At 60.6% G+C, this 20,492-nt stretch carries 16 protein-coding genes; 10 read left to right on the top strand and 6 right to left on the bottom strand.

Features of this window, described 5'->3' with window-relative positions; translation table 11 throughout:
• Window positions 1-26 precede the first annotated feature (26 nt).
• Window positions 27-467 carry an azurin gene (gene azu, locus ACW5XC_RS03165; protein ID WP_005337768.1) on the bottom strand — a complete coding sequence of 147 codons (441 nt, stop codon included), beginning with the start codon at window positions 465-467 and terminating at the stop codon, window positions 27-29.
• A gap of 335 nt (window positions 468-802) precedes the next feature.
• On the opposite strand from azu, the gene ACW5XC_RS03160 reads away from it, so the two are divergent.
• From ACW5XC_RS03160 to ACW5XC_RS03135, 6 genes are all read left to right on the top strand, one after another.
• Window positions 803-1,849 (top strand): FAD:protein FMN transferase, encoded by a 1,047-nt coding sequence (locus ACW5XC_RS03160; RefSeq protein ID WP_080771419.1) that lies wholly within the window; start codon window positions 803-805, stop codon window positions 1,847-1,849.
• A 159-nt stretch (window positions 1,850-2,008) separates the two neighbouring features.
• Entirely contained in the window at window positions 2,009-3,655 is a 1,647-nt protein-coding gene (locus ACW5XC_RS03155) for a tetratricopeptide repeat-containing response regulator (RefSeq protein WP_042056451.1), read from the top strand.
• Window positions 3,656-3,721: 66 nt separating this feature from the next.
• The gene (locus tag ACW5XC_RS03150) at window positions 3,722-4,684 is read left to right on the top strand and encodes an ion channel (protein ID WP_042056449.1); all 963 of its coding nucleotides are present in this window, start codon (window positions 3,722-3,724) and stop codon (window positions 4,682-4,684) included.
• A gap of 115 nt (window positions 4,685-4,799) precedes the next feature.
• Window positions 4,800-5,606, top strand: coding sequence for an exodeoxyribonuclease III (gene xthA, locus ACW5XC_RS03145; RefSeq protein ID WP_005337776.1), 807 nt, complete (start codon window positions 4,800-4,802; stop codon window positions 5,604-5,606).
• Between the two features lie 396 nt (window positions 5,607-6,002).
• Entirely contained in the window at window positions 6,003-7,202 is a 1,200-nt protein-coding gene (locus ACW5XC_RS03140; protein WP_042056448.1) for an efflux RND transporter periplasmic adaptor subunit, read from the top strand.
• Window positions 7,203-7,211: 9 nt separating this feature from the next.
• Window positions 7,212-10,316 (top strand): efflux RND transporter permease subunit, encoded by a 3,105-nt coding sequence (locus ACW5XC_RS03135; protein WP_042056447.1) that lies wholly within the window; start codon window positions 7,212-7,214, stop codon window positions 10,314-10,316.
• A 60-nt stretch (window positions 10,317-10,376) separates the two neighbouring features.
• Here ACW5XC_RS03135 and ACW5XC_RS03130 read toward each other — a convergent pair whose 3' ends face one another.
• The 4 genes from ACW5XC_RS03130 to ACW5XC_RS03115 form a co-directional block, all read right to left on the bottom strand.
• Complete coding sequence (locus tag ACW5XC_RS03130) at window positions 10,377-11,132, bottom strand: HlyD family secretion protein (protein ID WP_236727601.1); 756 nt, start codon at window positions 11,130-11,132, stop codon at window positions 10,377-10,379.
• Between the two features lie 70 nt (window positions 11,133-11,202).
• A complete protein-coding gene (locus ACW5XC_RS03125) occupies window positions 11,203-11,463 on the bottom strand; it encodes a hypothetical protein (RefSeq protein ID WP_236727600.1) in 261 nt (86 codons plus the stop codon).
• The gene (locus ACW5XC_RS03120; RefSeq protein ID WP_021231217.1) at window positions 11,460-11,765 is read right to left on the bottom strand and encodes a hypothetical protein; all 306 of its coding nucleotides are present in this window, start codon (window positions 11,763-11,765) and stop codon (window positions 11,460-11,462) included. The genes ACW5XC_RS03125 and ACW5XC_RS03120 overlap by 4 nt, the downstream gene beginning before the upstream one ends.
• A 284-nt stretch (window positions 11,766-12,049) precedes the next feature.
• Complete coding sequence (locus tag ACW5XC_RS03115; protein ID WP_042056444.1) at window positions 12,050-13,234, bottom strand: OmpP1/FadL family transporter; 1,185 nt, start codon at window positions 13,232-13,234, stop codon at window positions 12,050-12,052.
• 392 nt (window positions 13,235-13,626) lie between these two features.
• Here ACW5XC_RS03115 and ACW5XC_RS03110 point away from each other — a divergent pair, with 392 nt between their 5' ends.
• The 4 genes from ACW5XC_RS03110 to ACW5XC_RS03095 all read left to right on the top strand — a co-directional run bounded on the left by ACW5XC_RS03110 (window position 13,627) and on the right by ACW5XC_RS03095 (window position 19,452).
• On the top strand, window positions 13,627-14,127 hold the full coding sequence (locus ACW5XC_RS03110; RefSeq protein WP_042056443.1) for a hypothetical protein: 501 nt from the start codon (window positions 13,627-13,629) through the stop codon (window positions 14,125-14,127).
• 293 nt (window positions 14,128-14,420) lie between these two features.
• Entirely contained in the window at window positions 14,421-15,929 is a 1,509-nt protein-coding gene (locus ACW5XC_RS03105) for an efflux RND transporter periplasmic adaptor subunit (protein WP_042056441.1), read from the top strand.
• Entirely contained in the window at window positions 15,926-19,054 is a 3,129-nt protein-coding gene (locus ACW5XC_RS03100; RefSeq protein ID WP_074042639.1) for an efflux RND transporter permease subunit, read from the top strand. Before ACW5XC_RS03105 ends, ACW5XC_RS03100 begins: the two co-directional genes overlap by 4 nt.
• Before the next feature lie 44 nt (window positions 19,055-19,098).
• Entirely contained in the window at window positions 19,099-19,452 is a 354-nt protein-coding gene (locus ACW5XC_RS03095) for a copper-binding protein (RefSeq protein ID WP_042055517.1), read from the top strand.
• Window positions 19,453-19,571: 119 nt separating this feature from the next.
• On the opposite strand, the gene ACW5XC_RS03090 is transcribed toward ACW5XC_RS03095, so the two are convergent.
• Window positions 19,572-20,489, bottom strand: coding sequence for an ABC transporter substrate-binding protein (locus tag ACW5XC_RS03090; protein WP_042055514.1), 918 nt, complete (start codon window positions 20,487-20,489; stop codon window positions 19,572-19,574).
• Window positions 20,490-20,492: the final 3 nt, after the last annotated feature.

Raw genomic sequence — 20,492 nt, 5'->3', positions numbered from 1 at the left:
GCAACCGGCTCGTGCCGGTCAGCACCTTAGTTGACCTTGAAGGAGCCCTTCATCATGGCAAAGTGGCCGGGGAAGGAGCAGAAGAAGGTGAGATCCTTGCCCGCCAGACCGTCGGTCTTGAAAGTGACGCTGCTGCTCTCGCCGCCGCCGATCAGCTTGGTGTGAGCCAGCACACGGGGATCATCCTTGGGCAGATAACCGTTCTCGGCCCCGGCGCTCATCCCGGCAGTTGCCACGGTCTGATAGTCGGCGGTGCTGGCCAGCACCCAGTTGTGACCCATGGCGGTCACAGGCAGCTTGCCGGTGTGGTTCAGGGTGACCGTCACCTCCTTGCAGGTGGCCGGCACGCTCATCTCTTTGAGGTTGTACTGCATGGCATCATTGCCTTCGATGACCAGTGCACACTCATCCGCCAGCACAGGGGCAGCCAGGGTACTCAGAAACAGCAGGGTAATCGCCTTTTTCATCATCTTCTCCTTTGATTGGCAATGGATGGCAACGACTTGGCGGATGCGGTTAACGCTTCGCAAAGATGCCGTCTAAATCGACCTTCATTTTACTCAATTGTCTTCAATCGGCTATGGCTTTTGGCCAAAGCTGCGGGCCAGGTCACCAGACGGTGATCTACTCGCCACTCTCTCCCTCACGGATGGACGTTACGACCCGCTCCCGCCACAGGTTCAAAACTGTTTAATTTTTTCTGCTCTTTTCCCTCCGATTGCCCCTATCAGGGCTCGCCCGGCGGGCGCCCCTTGGCTAAGCTAGCGCCCCGATATGAACCTTCTCCAGATGAGAGCGCCAGATGATTGCGATAACCCCCGTGGCGGCCCTGCGCGGCCTGCTGCTGACCCTGCTGCTGGCGCTGGCCGGCTGCCAGCCCACCCCGCCTGCCCAGACCCGTATTCAGGGCAAGACCATGGGTACCTACTATGTGGTGACCCTGAGCGATAGCTACCCCGGTGGGGAGCCCGCCCTCAAAAGCGACGTAGAGAGCCTGCTGGCCCGGATGAACAAGGAGATCTCCACCTACGATCCGGGCTCGCTCATCTCCCGTTTCAATCAAGGGCCCGCCAACACCCCGTTTGCCATCACGCCCGCCATGGCCAACATAGTCCAGCAGGGGATGGATGCCGGTAAGCTGACCGACGGCAAGCTGGATGTGACCGTGGGGCCTCTGGTCAATCTGTGGGGCTTTGGCCCGGACAAACGGCCGATCAAGCGGCCCGATGAGGCAGCCATCGCCGCCGCCCGCCACAAGGTGGGGATCGACAAGCTGACCCTGACCCCGCAGAGTGATCACTTCCTGCTCGCAAAAACGATCCCGGATCTCTATCTCGACCTCTCAACCCTCGGCGAGGGGGCCGCCTCTGACGAGATTGCCTCCCTGCTCGAAGGCAAGGGGGTACACAACTACCTGATCGAAGTGGCCGGTGCGGTGCGTAGCAAGGGCAACAACAGCAAGGGCTCGCCATGGAAAGTAGCCATCGTCGAACCCTCCGATCAGCCGGGAGCGTTTTCCGATATCGTCATCCCCAACGGCATGGCGCTCAGCACCGCGGGCAGCTATCGCAACTACTACGAGTTGGATGGCCAGCGTTACTCCCATATCATCGACCCCGCCACCGGCCAGCCGGTCACCCACAAGCTGGTCTCCGCCAGCGTCATCACCCCGACCGCGCTGGAGGCCGATGCCCTCGATACCGCGCTGATGGTGATGGGGCCTGAAGCGGGGATGGCATTTGCCAAACAGCACCAGCTGGCGGTCTATCTCATCATCAAGACCGAACAGGGGTTCAAGGCCGAGTACACGCCGCAATTTGCTCCCTATCTGGCAGAGAAAAAACAGTGAGTTCAAGGCCCTGGCAACAGGGCCTTTCTCTTTCACTCATCGCGGGCAAAAGGCGGACAAACGGAGATGGTTCGCAATCGACAACTTGGCCAATTGCCTCTTCGGGCGCTTTGGTGGCACACTTTCTCCCATCAGCCCGTAGCGCCTCGACCCAGACAGATGCAGACACCTGAACAAGAACCAGAAAAAAAGAGCCCAGCCAAGCCACAACGCATTCTGATGGTCAATGAGCAGCGCTCGTTTCAGGTGATGATGAAGGCGATGCTGCTCAATCTGGGGATCAGCAACATCACCTACTCCAATACCGCCGAGGATGCGCGGCGCCGCTGCCAGAAGGGCAGTTTCGACATCTATCTCATCGATTACGATCTGGGGGTTGGCGAGAATGGCCGCCAGCTGCTCGAGAGCCTGCGCGACAAAGACCTGATCCCGCCCCAGAGCGTGGTGATAATGGTCAGTGGAGACAGCTCCCGCGCCATGGTACTGAGCGCGCTGGAAGCCGAACCCGACGAATACCTGATGAAGCCCTTCTCTCAGGAGCAGTTCTCGTTTCGCTTGAAGCGCGCCCTCGCCCGGCGCAACGCCCTGGCCAGCGTCTTTACCGCGCTGGCCGATGACAATCTGGCGGCGCTCATTACCGCCTGCGCCGAGCGGGCCGATGCGGTGCCCCGTTTTGCCAACTACTGCCGCTGCCTGCAGGCCGATACCCACCTCAAGCTGGGTCAGGCGCAGGAGGCGCGCTCCCTGATGCGCCAACTGCTGGCCGGGCAGGAGAACAGCTGGGCCCGCCTGACTCTGGGCAAGGCGTGCAACACCCTGGGGCTCCACGAAGAGGCGGTCAGCCATCTGCAGGCGACCCTCAAAAATACCCCGCTGATGGTGGAGGCTCACCTCTGGCTGGCGGAATCCCTGCTGGCCCTTGGCAATGACGAGCAGGCGCAGCAGGAGCTCAGACGGGCGGTGGATATCTCCCCTCAGTCGGTGCAACTCTCCCGTCGGCTGGCAGAGGTGTGCCTGCAGCGTCACGACTACGCCCAGGCCAAGGATGTGCTGATGTCGCTCATCGACCTGTCACGCAACTCCATCCATCGCACGCCCCATTATCTGGGGGCCTATATCCAGACCCTGACCCTCTACGCCCTCAATAGCAACGACAGCTACCACATCGCCAACCTGCAAAAGCAGGTCAATTCTGCCCTGTCGCGCATCCGCGATTCGCTGATGATGTCGGAGTTCAACTACCCGGTGTTCGAGCAGATCTGTCAGGCCCGTGTGCAGATTGCGCTGGGGGAGCTGCTCAAGGGCAAGAAGATGCTCTATCGCGCCAACCAGAACTGGCTCGATGAACCGGCCACCATGCCCCCCGCCCTGCTTGGCGAGACCATCCTTGCCCTCTACCAGCTCGGCGAGTTTGAATATGCCGAAAGCCTGCAAGGGCTGCTGGCGGAGGACGAAGATCGGCTGCTCACCACCTGCATTCAGGCAACCCGGGATGATAAGACGGTGCTGGAGCGGCGTCAGCGCTATCAGCAGCTCAACGACCTGGGGATCAAGGCCTATCAGAGCGGCGAGCTGGAGCAGGCCCTCGGCCATTTTCGCGAGGCCCTGCGCCGCGCTCCCGCCAATACCGGTGCGGCTCTCAACAAGATCCAGGTGCTGCTGCAACTGATGCAGAAAAACCGCAAGAGTCCGGAATTTGGTGCCGAGTGCAAGGACACCCTGGACGTGCTCGACGGCATCCCCCTCAACCCGGCACAGCAGGAGCGTTTTCGCAAGCTGCGTCAGGAGTTCAACCAGTTCAGCTAAGACGCCGCCGCCCCCCCTTTTCCCCGCCTATGCTGAAACCAGTTCGGCAATGCGAGGGAAACGAAGATGGCGATGTGTCGTTATCTGGTGGCCGATGGCCGCCACTGCAGTGAAGAGGCTGGCGAGCACGATCTCTGCCACTGGCATGATCCCCACCATACCCACCAGGAAGCCCACAGCGCCGAGGCGCTTGAACAGTACGTTCGCGCTGGCGGACTCTGCCACGGCCTGCAGCTGGCCCGCGCCAATCTGGCCGGTCTCAATCTGGTCAACAAAGAGTCCGATCAGGGATTTTTACTGGAGCAGTGCAACCTCTATCGAGCCAACCTGCGCGGTGGTCACCTCTACGGCCTGCGCATGAAGGGCGGCAGCCTGATGAAGGCTGATCTCAGTGATGCCAACCTCCAGTGCGCTACCCTCGATGACGTCAACCTGCTCGGCATCCGCTGGCACAACACCCGGCTCGACAACATGCAGACCGGCAAACGGGTGATGCAGGATCGCAAGGGGCGCCGCGAACGGGATCCCAAACAGGCGCGCATCTGGTTCAAGGAGGCGGAAGAGACCTACCGGGATCTGCGCAAAGCCTCAGAGGCACAAGGGATCTTCACCATGTCCGGCAACTATATCCAGCAGGAGCTCACCATGCGCCGCCTGCAACTGCCGTTCTGGTCGAGCCAGCGTTTTACCTCCTGGGTGGTCGATCTCTTTTGCGGCTATGGCGAGGCCCCGATGCGGGTGGTGCTCTTCTCGTTGCTGCTCATCTTTATCTGCAGCATTTTTTACTTCTTCTGCGGACTGCATTTTCAGGGCGAGCACCTCATCTACCAGCCCGGTGCCCCGCTCGAGCAAAATGCCATCTTCCTGCTCGAATGCCTCTACTACAGCGTGGTCACCTTCACCACTTTAGGGTACGGCGACTTCACTCCAGTCGGCCTCTCCAGGATCTTCGCCGCTTTTGAAGCCTTTACCGGCAGCTTTACGCTGGCGCTGTTTGTGGTGGTATTCGTCAAAAAGATGACCCGCTGACACCTCTGCCCACCCCGCGGTGCCTGTCACTGATGCAGGCCCGCGGCCAAACTTGCATCCACCGCCGATTCCTAGTCCAATAGCCACTTATAAAAATGACATGAGCATCCCGGACATGAAGATCATCTCTTTCAATATCAACGGCCTGCGCGCCCGTCTGCACCAGCTGCAAGCCATCATCGACAAGCACCAGCCCGATGTGATCGGCCTGCAGGAGATCAAGGTGCACGATGAAGCCTTCCCGCTGGCCGATGTGGAGGCCATGGGCTATCACGTGGAGTTTCACGGCCAGAAGGCCCACTACGGGGTCGCCATCATGAGCAAGCAGAAGCCGGTCAAGGTGGAGAAAGGCTTCCCCACCGATGACGAAGAGGCCCAGCGCCGGATGATCATGGCCACCTTCGAGCGCGAAGACGGCTCTCTCATCAAGGTGATGAACGGCTACTTCCCGCAGGGTGAAAGTCAGGATCACGAGACCAAGTTCCCGGCCAAGCAGAAGTTCTACGAGGATCTGCAGCACTACCTCGAGACCAACCACACCCCGGACGACCAGCTGGTGCTGATCGGGGATATGAATATCTCCCCCACCGATCTCGACATCGGCATCGGCGAGGCAAACCGCAAACGCTGGCTGCGGGATGGCAAATGCTCCTTCCTGCCCATCGAGCGCGAATGGATGGAGCGACTGAAAGGGTTCGGCCTGACCGACACCTTCCGCGCCGCCAACCCCACCGAGTGCGAGCGTTTCTCCTGGTTTGACTACCGCTCCAAGGGCTTTGACGAGAACCGCGGCCTGCGCATCGACCTCATCATGGCCTCGGACGCCCTCAAGGACAAGGTGACCGAGACCGGTATCGACTACGAGCTGCGCGGCATCGAGAAACCCTCCGACCACGCCCCCATCTGGGCCTGCTTCGCCTGATGCGGCGCAAGATTAACCGATGAGCCGCGACGAATTCGTAAACTGTGAAGCGGCTCGCGGTTGCCTGCGATAAAAGGGCGTAAAAAACCCATCCAGACAAGGTGCCTTATGGCACCTTATTTTTTGCAGCAAGGAGTGGCTGGCGTGATACGGTTACGAAGAGCCCGGGCCCGGGATGAACATCCCCGAAGCCCCCCGCCCATATCGGAAAAGTCAGACTTTTTCGTCAATCGGCAACCCTAATTGCTACTTTGAGAAGGTTGTGTTCAAGGTTGCCGCCCTATCATCTCCCATTCCAATCATAAAGAAGTTGTTTTTTTAATCATGAAGTTAATGATGTATATGGAGAAACATGCTGAACGCAGCAGCCGAAATCGATCCAACAGGAGTGTGATGATGAAGGTGCCCAATGCCGGAAGAGAGGTTTACAAACGCAGCTTGCTGACCCTGGCGCTGATCAGTGGTCTGAGCGCCTGTGGCGGCGAGACGACCCAGACGGCCCAGACCATGCCCGCCGTCCCTGTGGTGGTCGCCGAGGTCAAGCTGACCGATGTGCCGCTCACCACCGAGATGGTGGGAGAGACCGCCGGTTTTCGCGAGATCGATGTGCGCTCCCGGGTCAGTGGCATCCTGCTCAAGCGCACTTATGTGGAAGGCCAGCCGGTTACCGCCGGTCAGGAGCTGTTTTTGATTGACCCTGAGCCCTACAAGGTGGCGCTGGAGCAGGCCAAGGGCACCCTGGCTCAGGAGCAGGCCCGTCTCAACAAGGCCCGTGCCGATCGGGATCGCATCATTCCCCTCTTCAAGCGTCAGGTGGTCAGTCGCAAGGACTATGACGACACCATCGCCAACTACGAAGCGGCCATCGCCAGCCATCAGGCCGCTCAGGCCAAGGTGAAAGAGGCGGAGCTCAACCTCAGCTACACCCAGGTGACCGCCCCCATCAACGGCATGGCGAGCAAGAGCTCCCAGTCCGAGGGGAGCCTTATCTCCACCAGCGGCGACAACGGCCTGCTCACTACCATCACCCAGTTTGATCCGCTCTACGTCAACTTCTCCTACTCGGAGCAGGATCGCCTCAACTTCGAAAACTCGGTAAAGAAAGGGGTGATTGAAGCGAAGGATGCCACCACCTGGCGCACCCATATCCGTCTGGCCGATGGCTCCCTCTACCCGGAGGCGGGCAAGCTCAACTTCTCCGACAACCGGGTCGATCCCCAGACCGGCACCATCCGTGCCCGTGCCATCTTCGACAACAAGGACGGCGTACTACTGCCCGGCCAGTTTGTCCGAATGACCATCGATCTGGGCCTGCGCAAAAACGCCATCGTGGTGCCGCCGCGCGCCATCGTCCAGTCCCAGGCTGACCGCATGGTGATGGTGGTCGATGCCGACAACAAGGTGGTGCCCCGTCCGGTGACTCTGGGCGCGGCAGTCGACTCCGGCGTGCTGATCGAGAGCGGCCTGCAGGCAGGTGAGCGCTATATCGTCGAAGGCTTGATGAAGGCTCGCCCCGGCGCCGTGGTAAAACCTGTCTCTGCCGACGAGATGAAGGCGATCACCGGCAAGGTGGTCAGCCAGTCTGCGGCCAAGTAAGGAGCCCGTATGTTTTCCAAGTTCTTCATAGAACGCCCCATCTTCGCCAGCGTGATTTCGATCATTATCGTGCTGGGCGGTTTGGCGGCGATGCGGGCGCTCCCCATCGAGCAATATCCCCAGATCACCCCGCCTGTGGTCTCGGTCACGGCGTTTTATCCGGGCGCAACCCCGGAGGTGATCTCCCAGACCGTGGCTGCGCCGCTGGAGCAGCAGATCAACGGCGTCGAGCGGATGATCTACATGCAGTCGGGGTCGGCCTCCAACGGCCAGATGAACCTCAACGTCTACTTCGAGATCGGCACCGATCCGGATCAGGCCACCATCAACGTCAACAACCGGGTCTCGGCCGCCATGGCCCAGCTGCCGGAAGAGGTGAAAAAGCAGGGGGTGACGGTCAAGAAGAAATCGACCTCCATCCTGCAGGTGGTCACCCTCCAGTCGCCGAACGGCTCGTTTGATACCACCTATCTGTCGAATTACGCCCTGCTCAACATCATCGACGAGCTCAAGCGGATTCCCGGCATCGGTGATACCACCTTGTTTGGCGGTACTGACTACGCGATGCGTATCTGGCTCAGGCCGGATCGACTGGCCCAGCTCGAGCTCACCCCGAGCGACGTGATTGGCGCCATTCGAGAACAGAACACGCAGTTCGCTGCGGGCAAGATCGGAGCCCAACCCACCACGGCACCCATCGACTTCACCTACACGGTGCAGACCAAAGGGCGCCTTGAGGATGTGAAGGAGTTCCAGAACATCATCGTCCGCTCCATGCCCGATGGCTCCAAGATCCGGGTCCGCGATGTCGCCCGGGTCGAGCTGGGGGGCAAGGATTATGATCTGGTCGCCCGCGCCAACGGCAAACCGGCCATCGGTATCGCCACCTATCTGCAACCGGGTGCCAACGCAGTGGCGGTCGCTGATGCCGTGCACGCCACCATGGAGCGACTCAAGGAGCGCTTCCCGCAGGATATCGAGTACCAGATCCCCTACGACACCACCGAGTTCGTGAAGATCTCCATCGAAGAGGTGGTACACACCCTGTTCGAGGCGATCGTGCTGGTGTTCGTGGTGGTCTATCTGTTCCTGCAGAACTTCCGCGCCACCCTGATCCCCTGTATCGCGGTGCCGGTGTCGCTCATCGGGACCTTCGCCGGCATGCTGGTGCTCGGTTTCTCCATCAACCTGCTGACCCTGTTTGGCATGGTGCTTGCCATCGGCATCGTGGTGGATGACGCCATCGTGGTGCTCGAGAACGTCGAGCGGATCATGAGCGAGAAGAAGTGCTCCGCCAAGGAGGCTGCCATCCTCGCCATGCAGGAGGTCTCCGGTCCGGTGGTCGCCATCGTGCTGGTGCTCTGCGCCGTGTTCCTGCCGGTCGCCTTTATGGGCGGCATGACCGGGGTGATGTACAAGCAGTTTGCCATCACGGTCGCGGTCTCGGTCGCCATCTCAGGTCTGGTGGCACTGACTCTCTCCCCGGCCCTCTGTGCCGTGTTGCTCAAAGAGGGACACCACAAACCGGCCCGCTTCTTCGTCTGGTTCAACGAAAAATTTGACCAGCTGACCCGCGGCTATGTACGCGGTGTGGCCTTCCTGAACCGTCGGGTGGGGGTCGCCTTTGCCATCATCGGCGTGCTGATCCTCTCCATCTACGGCCTCTTCCTGAAAGTGCCGGGCGAACTGGTACCGAACGAAGATCAGGGCTACCTCATCTCCGCCGTCATGCTGCCGGATGCGGCCGCGATGAGCCGGACCCAGGCGGTGGCGGATCAGTTCGACAAGATCGCCATGGCCAACCCCCATGTGAAAGATGTGATCACCTTCTCGGGCTTTGACATTCTCTCCAATGCCATCATCAGCAACAGCGGCATGACCTTCATTACCCTGAAGGACTGGAGCGAGCGTCAGGGGGCCGGACAGGACTCCTTCTCGCTGGCCAAGACCTTCCAGGGCTTGAGCCTGATGGGGCTGGCGGATGGCTTTGTCGCCTCCTTCAACCCGCCTCCCATTCAGGGGATGTCCACCACAGGTGGCCTTGAGGCCTATCTGCAAAACCGTGGCACCGGCAACGCCCAGGCCTTCTCAGGCGAAGTACAGCGCTTCCTCGAAGCAGCCAAGGCGCGCCCGGAGTTTGCCAGCGTCACCAGCACCTACCGCGCCAACGTGCCGCAGGTCTATCTCGACCTGGATCGCGAAAAGGCCAAGGCGCTGGGGCTGCCGATCAACGCGGTGTTTGACACCATGCAGGCCACCTTCGGCCAGGTCTATGTCAACGACTTCAACCAGTTCGGCCGTACCTACCGGGTGCAGTTGCAGTCCGAGGCCGACTACCGCGCCAAGAAGAGCGACATCCGCAACGTCTATGTCCGCTCCGACAAGGGAGAGATGATCCCGCTCAGCAGTCTGGTGACGGTGCGTGATGCCACCGGCCCCGAACTGGTCGAACGCTTCAACATCTTCCAGGCCGCCAAGATCATGGCCCAGCCCGCCCCAGGCTACAGCTCGGGTCAGGCCATCGCCGCGCTGGAAGAGGTCGCCAATGAGGCTCTTGGCAACGACGCCAAGCTGGAGTGGACCGGCTCCGCCTATCAGGAGAAAGCGGCCGCAGGCAGCGCAGGCATGGCCTTTGGTTTCGGTATCGTGATGATCTTCCTCATTTTGGCTGCCCAGTATGAACGCTGGAGCCTGCCGTTTGCGGTGATCACCGCGGTACCGTTCGCCCTGTTCGGTGCCCTGCTCGCCACCTGGCTGGTGGGACTGACCAACAACGTCTACTTCCAGATCGGGCTGGTGACCCTGGTCGGCCTTGCCGCCAAGAACGCCATCCTGATCGTGGAGTTCGCGGTGATGAAGCACGAAGAGGGGATGAGCCTCATCGAGTCGGCACTGGAGGCGGCGCGCCTGCGTTTCCGCCCCATCGTGATGACCTCGCTCGCCTTCATCCTCGGCTGTGTGCCGCTGGTCACCTCCAGCGGGGCCGGCGCGGCAAGCCGTCACGCCCTCGGTTGGCCGGTCATCGGCGGCATGCTGGCGGCCACCTTTATCGCCATCTTCTTTATCCCGCTCTTCTTCCGGCTCATCATGCGCCGCTCGGAGAAACGGGCCTGACCACTGCGGTCTCGCTCACCAAGCCCCTCCCTCACGGAGGGGCTTTTTTATGTCAGTCCGTTACATCGCAAACAGATAGGCCTTCATCGCCTTGAGACGCACGGTAGCCGCACCGATGATGTCGATAAAGCCAAGCAGCGGATGGGGTTTATGTGCCGAAATCCAGGCTGAGCCGGTTGCCCCAATTGGCAAGTCCACACCGTCCGGCACCAGCATGTCGAGCACCACTGTCCGGCCATGGCTGGACATGTTGTTGCCCACATGCTGTCGTACATCTTGATCCCCCTGCGCAACACTCATCTGGGCCTCCCCCGTACCAGTAAGTACTGAGTGCACCCGTGCCCGAAAGATGCGCCCGGGATAGGCATCTACATAAAACTCGGCAAACTGGCCTGGTGCTATGTTGCGAAAACTCTGATCCGGAATGCGAAACTCCAGAAACTTGCGAGAAGTGTCGTATAGATGCATGTTGCCGGTACGGGAACCGCTGGCAATATTGACTATCGAGACCTGACCATCAAACGGAGCCCTGATCACCTTCTCTTCATTCCGTCGTTCCTGCAAGGCCAGCTCTGTCTCCAGATTCAACACCTGAGCTTCAATCGCCTGAACCTTCGCTTCACTGGCACTCAGTTGCGCCAGATCGCCATCAATTTGGGTCTGCAGCTGGTCACGGCTCTGAATACTGGCAAAGTTACCCAACTGGGTCAGCCGAGCCAATTCCTTGTGATTGAGGTTCAGTCGTGACTGGATCGCTCGCTGCTGGCTTACCTCTGACGCCACCTGGGCATGCTGGGCGTCAATCTGATAGCTCAACGCCTGGGACTTACCGTTACTTTCCCAGTCCGCAAGACTATAAATGGGCTGACCACGCGCAACGCGCTGATTATGCGCAACATAAATCTGATCTATCTGATGAAACTGGTTGATGCCTAAGTAAGGGTCCCAACACCGCATGAGGTGCCTTGACTGTCGCTGAATCGGTAAAATCCACCGGAGCCAAATGGCGAGAGGTAGTCAACAAACCAAGCGCTAATAACGCGCCAATTGCGGTACTCCAAAAACCCGTTTTTAGGTTCCAAGGCAATATGTTCAGCTTGACCAGCAACCAGACGATCAGGATATAGGGCAGCAGGATCTCTTTCATGATGCCTCCCCCTCATGACGGCCACGTCGAATACCATGGCCGATAATAAGGCTCATCCGCTCGCTCAGCACATCCCAACGGGCAAAGGCGATGATGACGGCAAGCACCCACCAGGTCTTGTCGATAAACAGTCCGCACAAGGAGAGCGCAAACACCAGGGTGATATGCACCGACTCGGACACCTTGGCACGATGCACAGCGATCTCATGCAGTTGCCACAGCAGATAGACCAGATAGAGGACCACATAGAGAGTGATCACAGTAATCACCCCCATAAAGATCTCGGAATCAAGCAGTACCATGATGGCTGGCAAAGCATGGTTGAACTTGGTCGCCTCAATTGGATAGATGTGGGCACCTTTCGAGAAAAAGAGAACCAGAGCAACCGTGACCAATATAAACGTCAGGCGCCAAAGCCACCGCGCTAACGCAGAGGTTGATTGTGATGACATTTGATGTTGTTCCTTGAGTAACGGATGAGCAAACAAGTGGACCTCACGAGCCACCCAGCTAATAACGCGCCGGATCGGCGCGACGGCTAGGATGGAGAAGCCCCCAACCAGTGAAGGCTTGCAAGGCTCACAACTCAGAACTGGTGTTGCACACCGATGTTGAAGAAGCTCAGGTAGCTGTTGTTGTAGCTGCCGGACAAGTGCGGGCGACCGATCCCGTCCTGATCCACTGGCATATCACCCAGCCAGGCCAGGGTATAGCTGGCTTCCACCTTGGTGGCTGGGCTCAACTGATAACTGGCCCCCATACCCCAGCGCCAACCAGAACCCACTGGAAGCATCACAGTACGGTACTCATCACTCACGGCACTACTGTCATAGCCTATTCCGCTGCTCAAACGCAGTGCAGGGGTGACATCAACCTGTGCCCCCAGGCTGGCATGCCATGTATCCTTGTAATTCATATCAATGGTTTGGCTGCCCATGGCAGATGCCACACCGATATCGCCAAAACGGGACCACTGCTGCCAGTTGGCACTGGCCAGCAAGGCCCACTGGTCGTTGAGCTGGTGATAGCCACTTAGCGTAATGGTCTGCGGAATCATGATCTCGACCCCTAGACCTGCCACATCAGCACGTGGGAAGAGCTGATCTTCCAGCTCCCACTTCAGTTCGGAGAAGTAGCTCAGGCCGATACGGGAGTGCTGATCCAGCTCGTAAAGTACCCCGAAGGAGGCGCCATACGCCCAGTCGCTATTGGAGAATTCCCGCCCTTCTCCCATCCCGGACGTCAGATCCACAGAGGCTTCCAGCGAACCATTCATGGCGATCAGGCTGGCTCCCACTGACCAATTTGAGTCAATGCGGTACGCCAGACTCGGAGCAAAGGCGATGCCGGTCAGCTTGGCCGACTGGGTATAACCACGACCATCCCAGCCATCGCCATAATCGATACCCAGACCGTGACTGCCAAAGACGCCGATACCTGCGACCCATTGATCGTCGATGGCATGAGTCAGATAGAGGCTGCCGAGCGGCGCGGTCTGCAGGGCATTTCCACCGTTGTTACCGCCGTTGTCCAGATCCAGCTCAAGATCGCCGTATACCACACCGCCATTGACCTGCAACTGGGTACCTTCCAGTTTGGTCATACCGGCCGGGTTGCTTGCGATAGTATCTGCCCCTTGGGCACGGGCGGCAGACCCTGCGTTGGCCAGCGCACTGTTGGCAGTGCTGGTCTCGTAGAGGGCAAGGCCGCCAGCCATGGCTGATGGACTCAGCAAAGCGGCAAGCATCAGCGACAGCAGTCGTGGCTGCATTTCAATACTCCTGAATAGTGAACATGGTGAGCACCCGGCAAGGTGTGCTGCTCAAAAACACGGTTTGACTCTTTGACTGTCAGCATCCGGGAGACCTGCTGCTTTATACTGCTCGCTCATGGCGTCACGGGATGGATAAGGTCGGCAAGCACTCCTGCCGCAGTCATTTATGCCGGAGCAAAAGAGTGAACCATCACGCCATCGTGGTAACTGACAGAGGGCATCCTAACGGGATGAGGGGCATGCTTCATTAGGGTTGGGCATACGCAATGGTTAAGCATTGCTTAAATATCCCCCCCAACACAGCCCCTCTATAACATCACTGGCGCCATTGACCTTCACCTTATGGCAAGGTTTACAGTCCCGCCATCTGCTCCCTCAGGATGCTCGGTTTGTCACTCACCCAGCTTGCTGCAAGATTGCCCTCTGTTGCTCTGGCCCGGCTATTGCTGGCGCTGCTGCTCGTCTGCAATCTGACTCTCTGCATCAGCTGGCATGGTTCTCCCCTCTCCTCCGAGCCGACCCCAAACAGGGCCCAGTCGATGGTGATGTTCGATTCATCCATGGCGATGGCGGATGACGATATCTCTCATGCAATGCCCGCAATGGATCACCCGGGCGATGTCATGCCTCTCTCCTGCCATCAGGGAGACGAGGGGTCAGCCATGGGCGATGAGTGCCAGATGCAGACCGGCGTCAATGCTCTCTCCTTCGGCGCGATGGCTCTGCTGGGTGTACTGGTCGCCCTGCTGATCTTCCCCCTACTACTTGGCAACAACGTCGCAGCGTCACTGCTTGATAACTGGTTGCGGGATCCCTTCCTGCGCTCGCGCGGTACTCACCCTCCCTCCTGGCCGCGCCGACATCTGATGCTGTCGGTGTTACGCCACTAGAAAGTCCTTCTCTTGCGGCAACGGCAAGCCTCGGCTTGTCCGTTTTCTGCTGCCTTGCCTGACCCTGTGACGACTGGCCCCGCCAGCAACAGGGAGCCGTGCGCACTGATACAGCTGCGCCCCGTTTGCCGCCAGCCCCTTGGGTGATGCCTTGCACCTCACCCGACCGGCGGCCTGCAAAAGAGAAGACGTATTATGTCACCAGCCCACTTTTCACCGTCCAAGGTTGCTGCCTTTGCGGGCGCATTACCCTCCTGCACTTTCTGCATGCAGATCCGCGCTGGAGGCCAGTCATGAACAAGACCGTCCTGATGTCGGCCCTGCTACTTGCCCTTGGCGCCGGTGGCGGCTACTGGGCCGCCAAACAGACCTCCGATGGCGCAAGCGCCAAAGAGAAGACGCCCCTTTACTGGGTCAATCCCATGGATCCCCGCGACAAGCGCGACGGCCCGGCCAAGGACAACATGGGGATGGACTTTATCCCCGTCTATGAGGAACAAAAAAACGGCTCGCCGGGCACAGTCACCATCAGCCCCGAGATCCAGCAGAACCTGGGGGTGCGACTGGCTAAGGTCGAGCGACTGCCTATCCACCAGCAGATCGAGACGGTGGGCTATGTCGGGTATGACGAGGACAGGCTGGAGGCAGTCAACGCCCGCATGGCAGGCTGGATCCGCACCCTCGCCATCAAGAGTGAAGGGCAGCAGGTGAGCAAGGGGAGCCTTATTTACGAGCTCTACGCGCCGGATCTGGTCAACGCCCAGCACGAATACCTGCTCGCTCTCAACACCGCCAACCCCCTGCTGCTGCGCGCCGCCGAGGGCAAGCTCAAGTCCCTGCAGGTGCCGGCGGATCAAATCGCCGCCCTCAAGCGCACCCGTCAGGTACGCGAAACCATCAGCATTTACGCCCCCAGCAGCGGCTATGTCTCCGAGCTGAAAGTGCGGGAAGGCCAGTATGTGGAGCCCGCAGCGGCGCTCTTTAACATCAGCACCCTCAAGCAGGTGTGGGTCAGTGCCGAGGTGTTCGAGCGTCAAGCCGCCCAGCTGAAAGTGGGGGATCCGGTCACCATGACTCTCGACTATGCCCCCGGCCGCAGCTGGCAGGGCCGGGTCGATTACCTCTACCCGACTCTGGATGCCACCACCCGCACCCTCAAGGTACGGCTGCGCTTTGCCAACCCGGACGAGTTCCTGAAACCCAATATGTTCGCCAAGGTGACGATTCAGGCGGGCAAGGGAGAGCCGCAATTGGTAGTGCCGAGCGAAGCGGTGATCCGCACCGGCAGCCAGGACCGGCTGGTGCTGGCGCTGGGGGATGGCAGCTTCAAATCGGTCGCTGTCACCCTGGGCCCCCAGTTTGGCGACAAGGTGGCCATCAAGGCAGGGGTAGAGGCTGGGGATAACATCGTCAGCTCGGCCCAATTCCTGCTCGACTCCGAGTCGGCCATCGATTCGGACTTCCAGCGCATGACGGCGGTACGCCCCGCCCAGGTGTGGACCCAGGGTGAGGTTGAAAGCATCGATCTGGCCAACTGTACCCTGATGGTCTCCCACCAGCCCATCCCCGAGTGGCAGTGGCCCGCCATGGAAATGGAGTTCACCGTCGCCGAAGGAGTCGACATCAGCAAGCTGGCCGAGGGGCAGACCCTGCATCTGCAAGTGATGCAGGAGGGGGATGAGTACCGCATCACCACCATCCATCAGGAGAAGGCCCCGACCAGCGGCCACGCTCTGGAGCAGGCAAAAGATGAAATGGAAGGGATGGGCCATAGCCAGCACAATATGGGAGCCAAGCCATGATCCCCTCGATTATTCGCTGGTCGGTGGGCAACCGCTTTCTGGTGCTGCTATTGACCCTTATGCTCACCGCCTGGGGGCTCTGGTCGGTCAAGCAAACCCCGGTGGACGCCCTGCCGGATCTCTCCGACGTGCAGGTGATCATCAAGACCTCCTATCCGGGCCAGGCGCCCCAGGTGGTGGAGGATCAGGTGACCTACCCGCTCACCACCGCCATGCTGGCGGTGCCGGGCGCCACCACGGTGCGCGGCTACTCCTTCTTCGGCGACTCCTTCGTCTACGTGCTGTTTGACGACGACACCGACCTCTACTGGGCCCGAGCCCGGGTGCTGGAGTACCTGAGCCAAGTGGCCCCCAACCTGCCCGCCTCCGCCCGCCCCCAGCTCGGCCCCGATGCCACCGGGGTGGGCTGGGTCTACCAGTACGCCCTGGTGGACAGAACCGGCAAGCATGACCTCAGCGAGCTCACCTCCCTGCAGAACTGGCTGCTCAAGTTCGAGCTGCAGACGGTGGACGGCGTCTCCGAGGTCGCCACCGTGGGCGGCATGGTGCGCCAGTATCAGGTGCGGGTCGACCCGGACAAGCTGCGCGCCTACGGCATCCCGCTCTCCCTTATCGAGACCGCCATCAAGCAGGGCAACCAGGAGACCGGCGCCTCCGTCATCGAGATGGCGGAAGCGGAATACATGGTGCGCTCGAATGGCTATCTGAAAAGCGTGGAGGATCTGAAGCAGATCCCGCTCGGCACCAATGTGCGCGGCGCCCCCCTGCTGCTGGGGGATGTGGCGGATGTGGTCACCGGCCCCCAGAGCCGACGCGGCCTGGCCGAGCTCAACGGCGAAGGGGAAGTGGTGGGCGGCATCATCGTCATGCGCTATGGCGAGAATGCCCAGCACACCATAGACGGGGTCAAGGCGCGGCTGGCGGAGCTCAAATCCAGCCTGCCGGAGGGGGTGGAGATCGTCACCGTCTACGATCGATCCGATCTTATCCAGCGCGCCATCGACAACCTCTCCGGCAAGCTGGTGGAAGAGTTCGCCGTGGTGGTGCTGGTCTGCCTCGCCTTCCTGTTCCACCTGCGCTCGTCCCTGGTGGTGGTCATCTCCTTGCCCATCGCCATCCTGACCGCCTTCATCGTCATGCACCTGCAGGGGATCAACGCCAACATCATGTCGCTGGGGGGCATCGCCATCGCCATCGGCGCCATGGTGGACGGCGCCATCGTGATGATCGAGAACGTCCACAAGCATATGGAGCGGGAGGCGCTCACCGACAAGAACCGCTGGCGTATCATCACCGAGGCGAGCATCGAGGTGGGGCCCGCCATCTTCTTCTCCCTGCTGATCATCACCATCAGCTTCCTGCCGGTGTTCGCACTGGAGGCGCAGGAGGGGCGGATGTTCCACCCCCTCGCCTACACCAAGACCTACGCCATGGCGGCGGCGGCCGGGCTTGCCATCACGCTGGTGCCGGTGATCATGGGCTACTTCATCCGTGGCAAGGTGCTGGCGGAGCAGGCCAATCCGCTCAACCGCTGCCTGAGTCAGGGCTATGTGCCTTTGCTCAAGGCCGTGCTGGCGCGCCCGAAAACCACCCTGGCCATCGCCGCCGTGGTGACGGTGGTGGGCTTCTGGCCGCTCAAGTACCTCGGCTCCGAGTTCATTCCGCCGCTCGATGAGGGGGACATCATGTATATGCCCACCACAGCGGCCAATATCTCGGTGGGCAAGGCGCGGGAGATTTTGCAGCAAACCGACAAGCTCATTCGCACCGTGCCCGAGGTGCAGAACGTGTTCGGCAAGGCGGGCCGCGCCGAATCGGCCACCGACCCCGCCGACCTGGTGATGATGGAGACCAGCATCCAGCTCAAGCCACGCGACCAGTGGCGTCCCGGCATGACCCCTGAGAAGCTCAAAGAGGAGCTGGACTCCCTTATCCGCTTCCCCGGCCTCACCAACGCCTGGGTGCCCCCCATCAAGACCCGTATCGACATGCTGGCTACTGGCATCAAGACCCCGGTCGGCATCAAGATAGCAGGGCCGGACCTCAAGGTGATCCAGCAGCTCGGCCAGCAGCTTGAGCAGATTGTCGGAAAGGTGGAGGGCGCCTCATCGGTCTACGCCGAGCGGGTAGCCGGTGGCCGCTACGTCAAGGTGGATATCGACCGGCTCAAAGCGGCCCGCTACGGCCTCAACATCGCCGACGTGCAGGCGGTGCTCGCCACCGCAGTGGGCGGCATGGAGGTGGGGCAAACCATCGAGGGGCGCGAGCGCTATCCCATCAACCTGCGCTACCCCCAGAGCTATCGCGACTCGGTGGCCAGCCTGGAGCTGTTGCCGGTGGTCACCCCGAGCGGGGCGCGCATCGCGCTGGCGGACGTGGCCCGGGTTTACATCAGCGACGAGGCCCCCATGCTGCGCAGCGAGAATGCGCGCCTCAACGGCTGGGTCTACGTCGACATTCGCGGCCGCGATATCGGCTCCTTCGTCGATGAGGCCAAGGTCGAGGTGAACAAACAGCTGGTGCTGCCGGCAGGCTACGCCCTCACCTGGTCTGGCCAATACGAGTACATGGAGCGGGCCAAGGCGCGCCTCGCCTACGTGGTGCCACTCACGGTCGCCATTATCGTGCTGCTGCTCTATCTGGCGTTTCGCCGCTTCCAGGAGGTGCTGCTCATTCTCACCACCTTGCCGCTGGCGGTGGTGGGGGGGATCTGGACCCTCTGGCTGCTCGACTTCAACCTCTCGGTGGCGGTCGGGGTGGGCTTTATCGCTCTGGCGGGGGTGGCGGTGGAAACCGGCGTCTTGATGCTGATCTACCTCAACCACGCCTGGGATGACCTGGTGGCCAGTGGCAAGCCGGACAAGGCGGGTCTGCATCGGGCGGTGATCCACGGCGCCGCCCTGCGCCTGCGTCCCAAGATGATGACGGTGGTGACCATTATCGCCGGCCTCTTGCCCATCATGTGGAGCCACGGTACCGGATCCGAAGTGATGCAGCGCATCGCCGCCCCCATGATCGGCGGCATGGTGAGCGCGCTGGTGCTGACCCTCTTGGTGCTGCCAGCGGCCTATTACCTGTGGCGCAGCCGCAGCCTTGGCAAGGGCGCGAACCCGCAATCCGAATAACCCGATTTCACGATCCATATTGACTGAACTATGAGGAAACCATCATGAACTACAAGACGCTGACCCTGACCCTGCTGCTTGGCCTTGCTACCCACACCAGCCTGCAAGCCGAAGAGATGATGCACCATGAAGGGCACGATATGAGTCAGACGGGTGAGATGAGCGAACAGGGCGCAATGGTGATGACCAAGGGGGTCATTACCCGCCTCGATGAGGGGAGCGGCAAGGTCGGCATCAAGCACGAGGCGATCGAGAATCTCAAGATGCCCGCCATGACCATGGTCTTTCGAGTGGCAGATCCGGCCCAGCTCAAAGGGCTCAAGGTGGGGGATGCCATCCACTTTCATGCCGAAAGCCAGAGCGGCAAGCTCACAGTGACAGCCATCCAACCGCAATAAACGGCTCTGGCTCGCCGAAGAGGTCACGATAGACAGTGACAACGCAAGAGGGAGGCATCAGCCTCCCTCTTCTTTTGCTCAACCTGTTCGTTGGGTCAAACTCTGGCGCGCGATAGCACTCAGCTGCGGGTTGCCAGCAACTGCTCCACATCCTCGATCACCTTGAGGGCCGCCTGCGGGCCGCCGCTGGAGGTCCAGAGCGACCCGTCAACGGCACCAAAGCGCTTTGCCTTGATCACCGGCAGTTGCTGGAACGCCGGGGTCTGCTCCGCCTGACGCATGGCATCCACCGCATCACCGCTGGCGCTCAGAGTGCCGACCACCAGCCAGTCAGCATCCAGCAGGTTGAGGGACTCCAGACTGAGCGCCGGTGAGTGGGGCGCGCCAGTCCCCTGTTGTTTGTCCGGACGCACCAGGCCCATCGACTCCACTACGCTGCTGGCAAAGGTGCCCTGATACATAAAGCTCGGCCCCTTGGGGTTCCAGCGCACTATGCTGATGCTCTCCCCCTGATGTTTGGCCAGCTTGCTGCGGGCCTGAGTCAACCGCTCGGCATACTGCAGCAAGAAAGTATCCCCTTGCTGGTCGCGGTTGAGGGTGTGGGCGGTGCGGCGGAAGCTATCCTGCCACGGCTCACCCCACTTGCTGGTCACCACGGTCGGCGCGATCTCCCCCAGTAAGGTCAGCAGCTCTGGACGGGTCTGGCCTGTCAGGATAAGGTCGGGCTCCAGCGCAATCAGCGACTCCAGATTGGGGCTGTCGAGATCGCCGATCACCTGGATCCCCATGCCCGCCTTGTTCAGCAAATAGCGGGGCAAGGTGGGTTGACCACGGCCATTGACGGCGCCGATGGGGGTCAGCCCCAGGGTCAGGGTGCTGTCGAGTTCGAGCTCGCTCAGCACCACCACCCGCGTTGGCTGGACTGGCACCTGCACCTTCTGGCCAAACGCATCGGTCACTTCACGCATCTCCTGCGCCTGAACCAGCGGCGCGGCCAGCATCAGGATGGCTGCTGCCAGGGCGGCAAAACGCTTCATCAT

It is taken from the genome of Aeromonas sp. 25-AL00135, from assembly GCF_054052385.1.
This window is presented reverse-complemented; position numbering and strand designations above follow the sequence as displayed.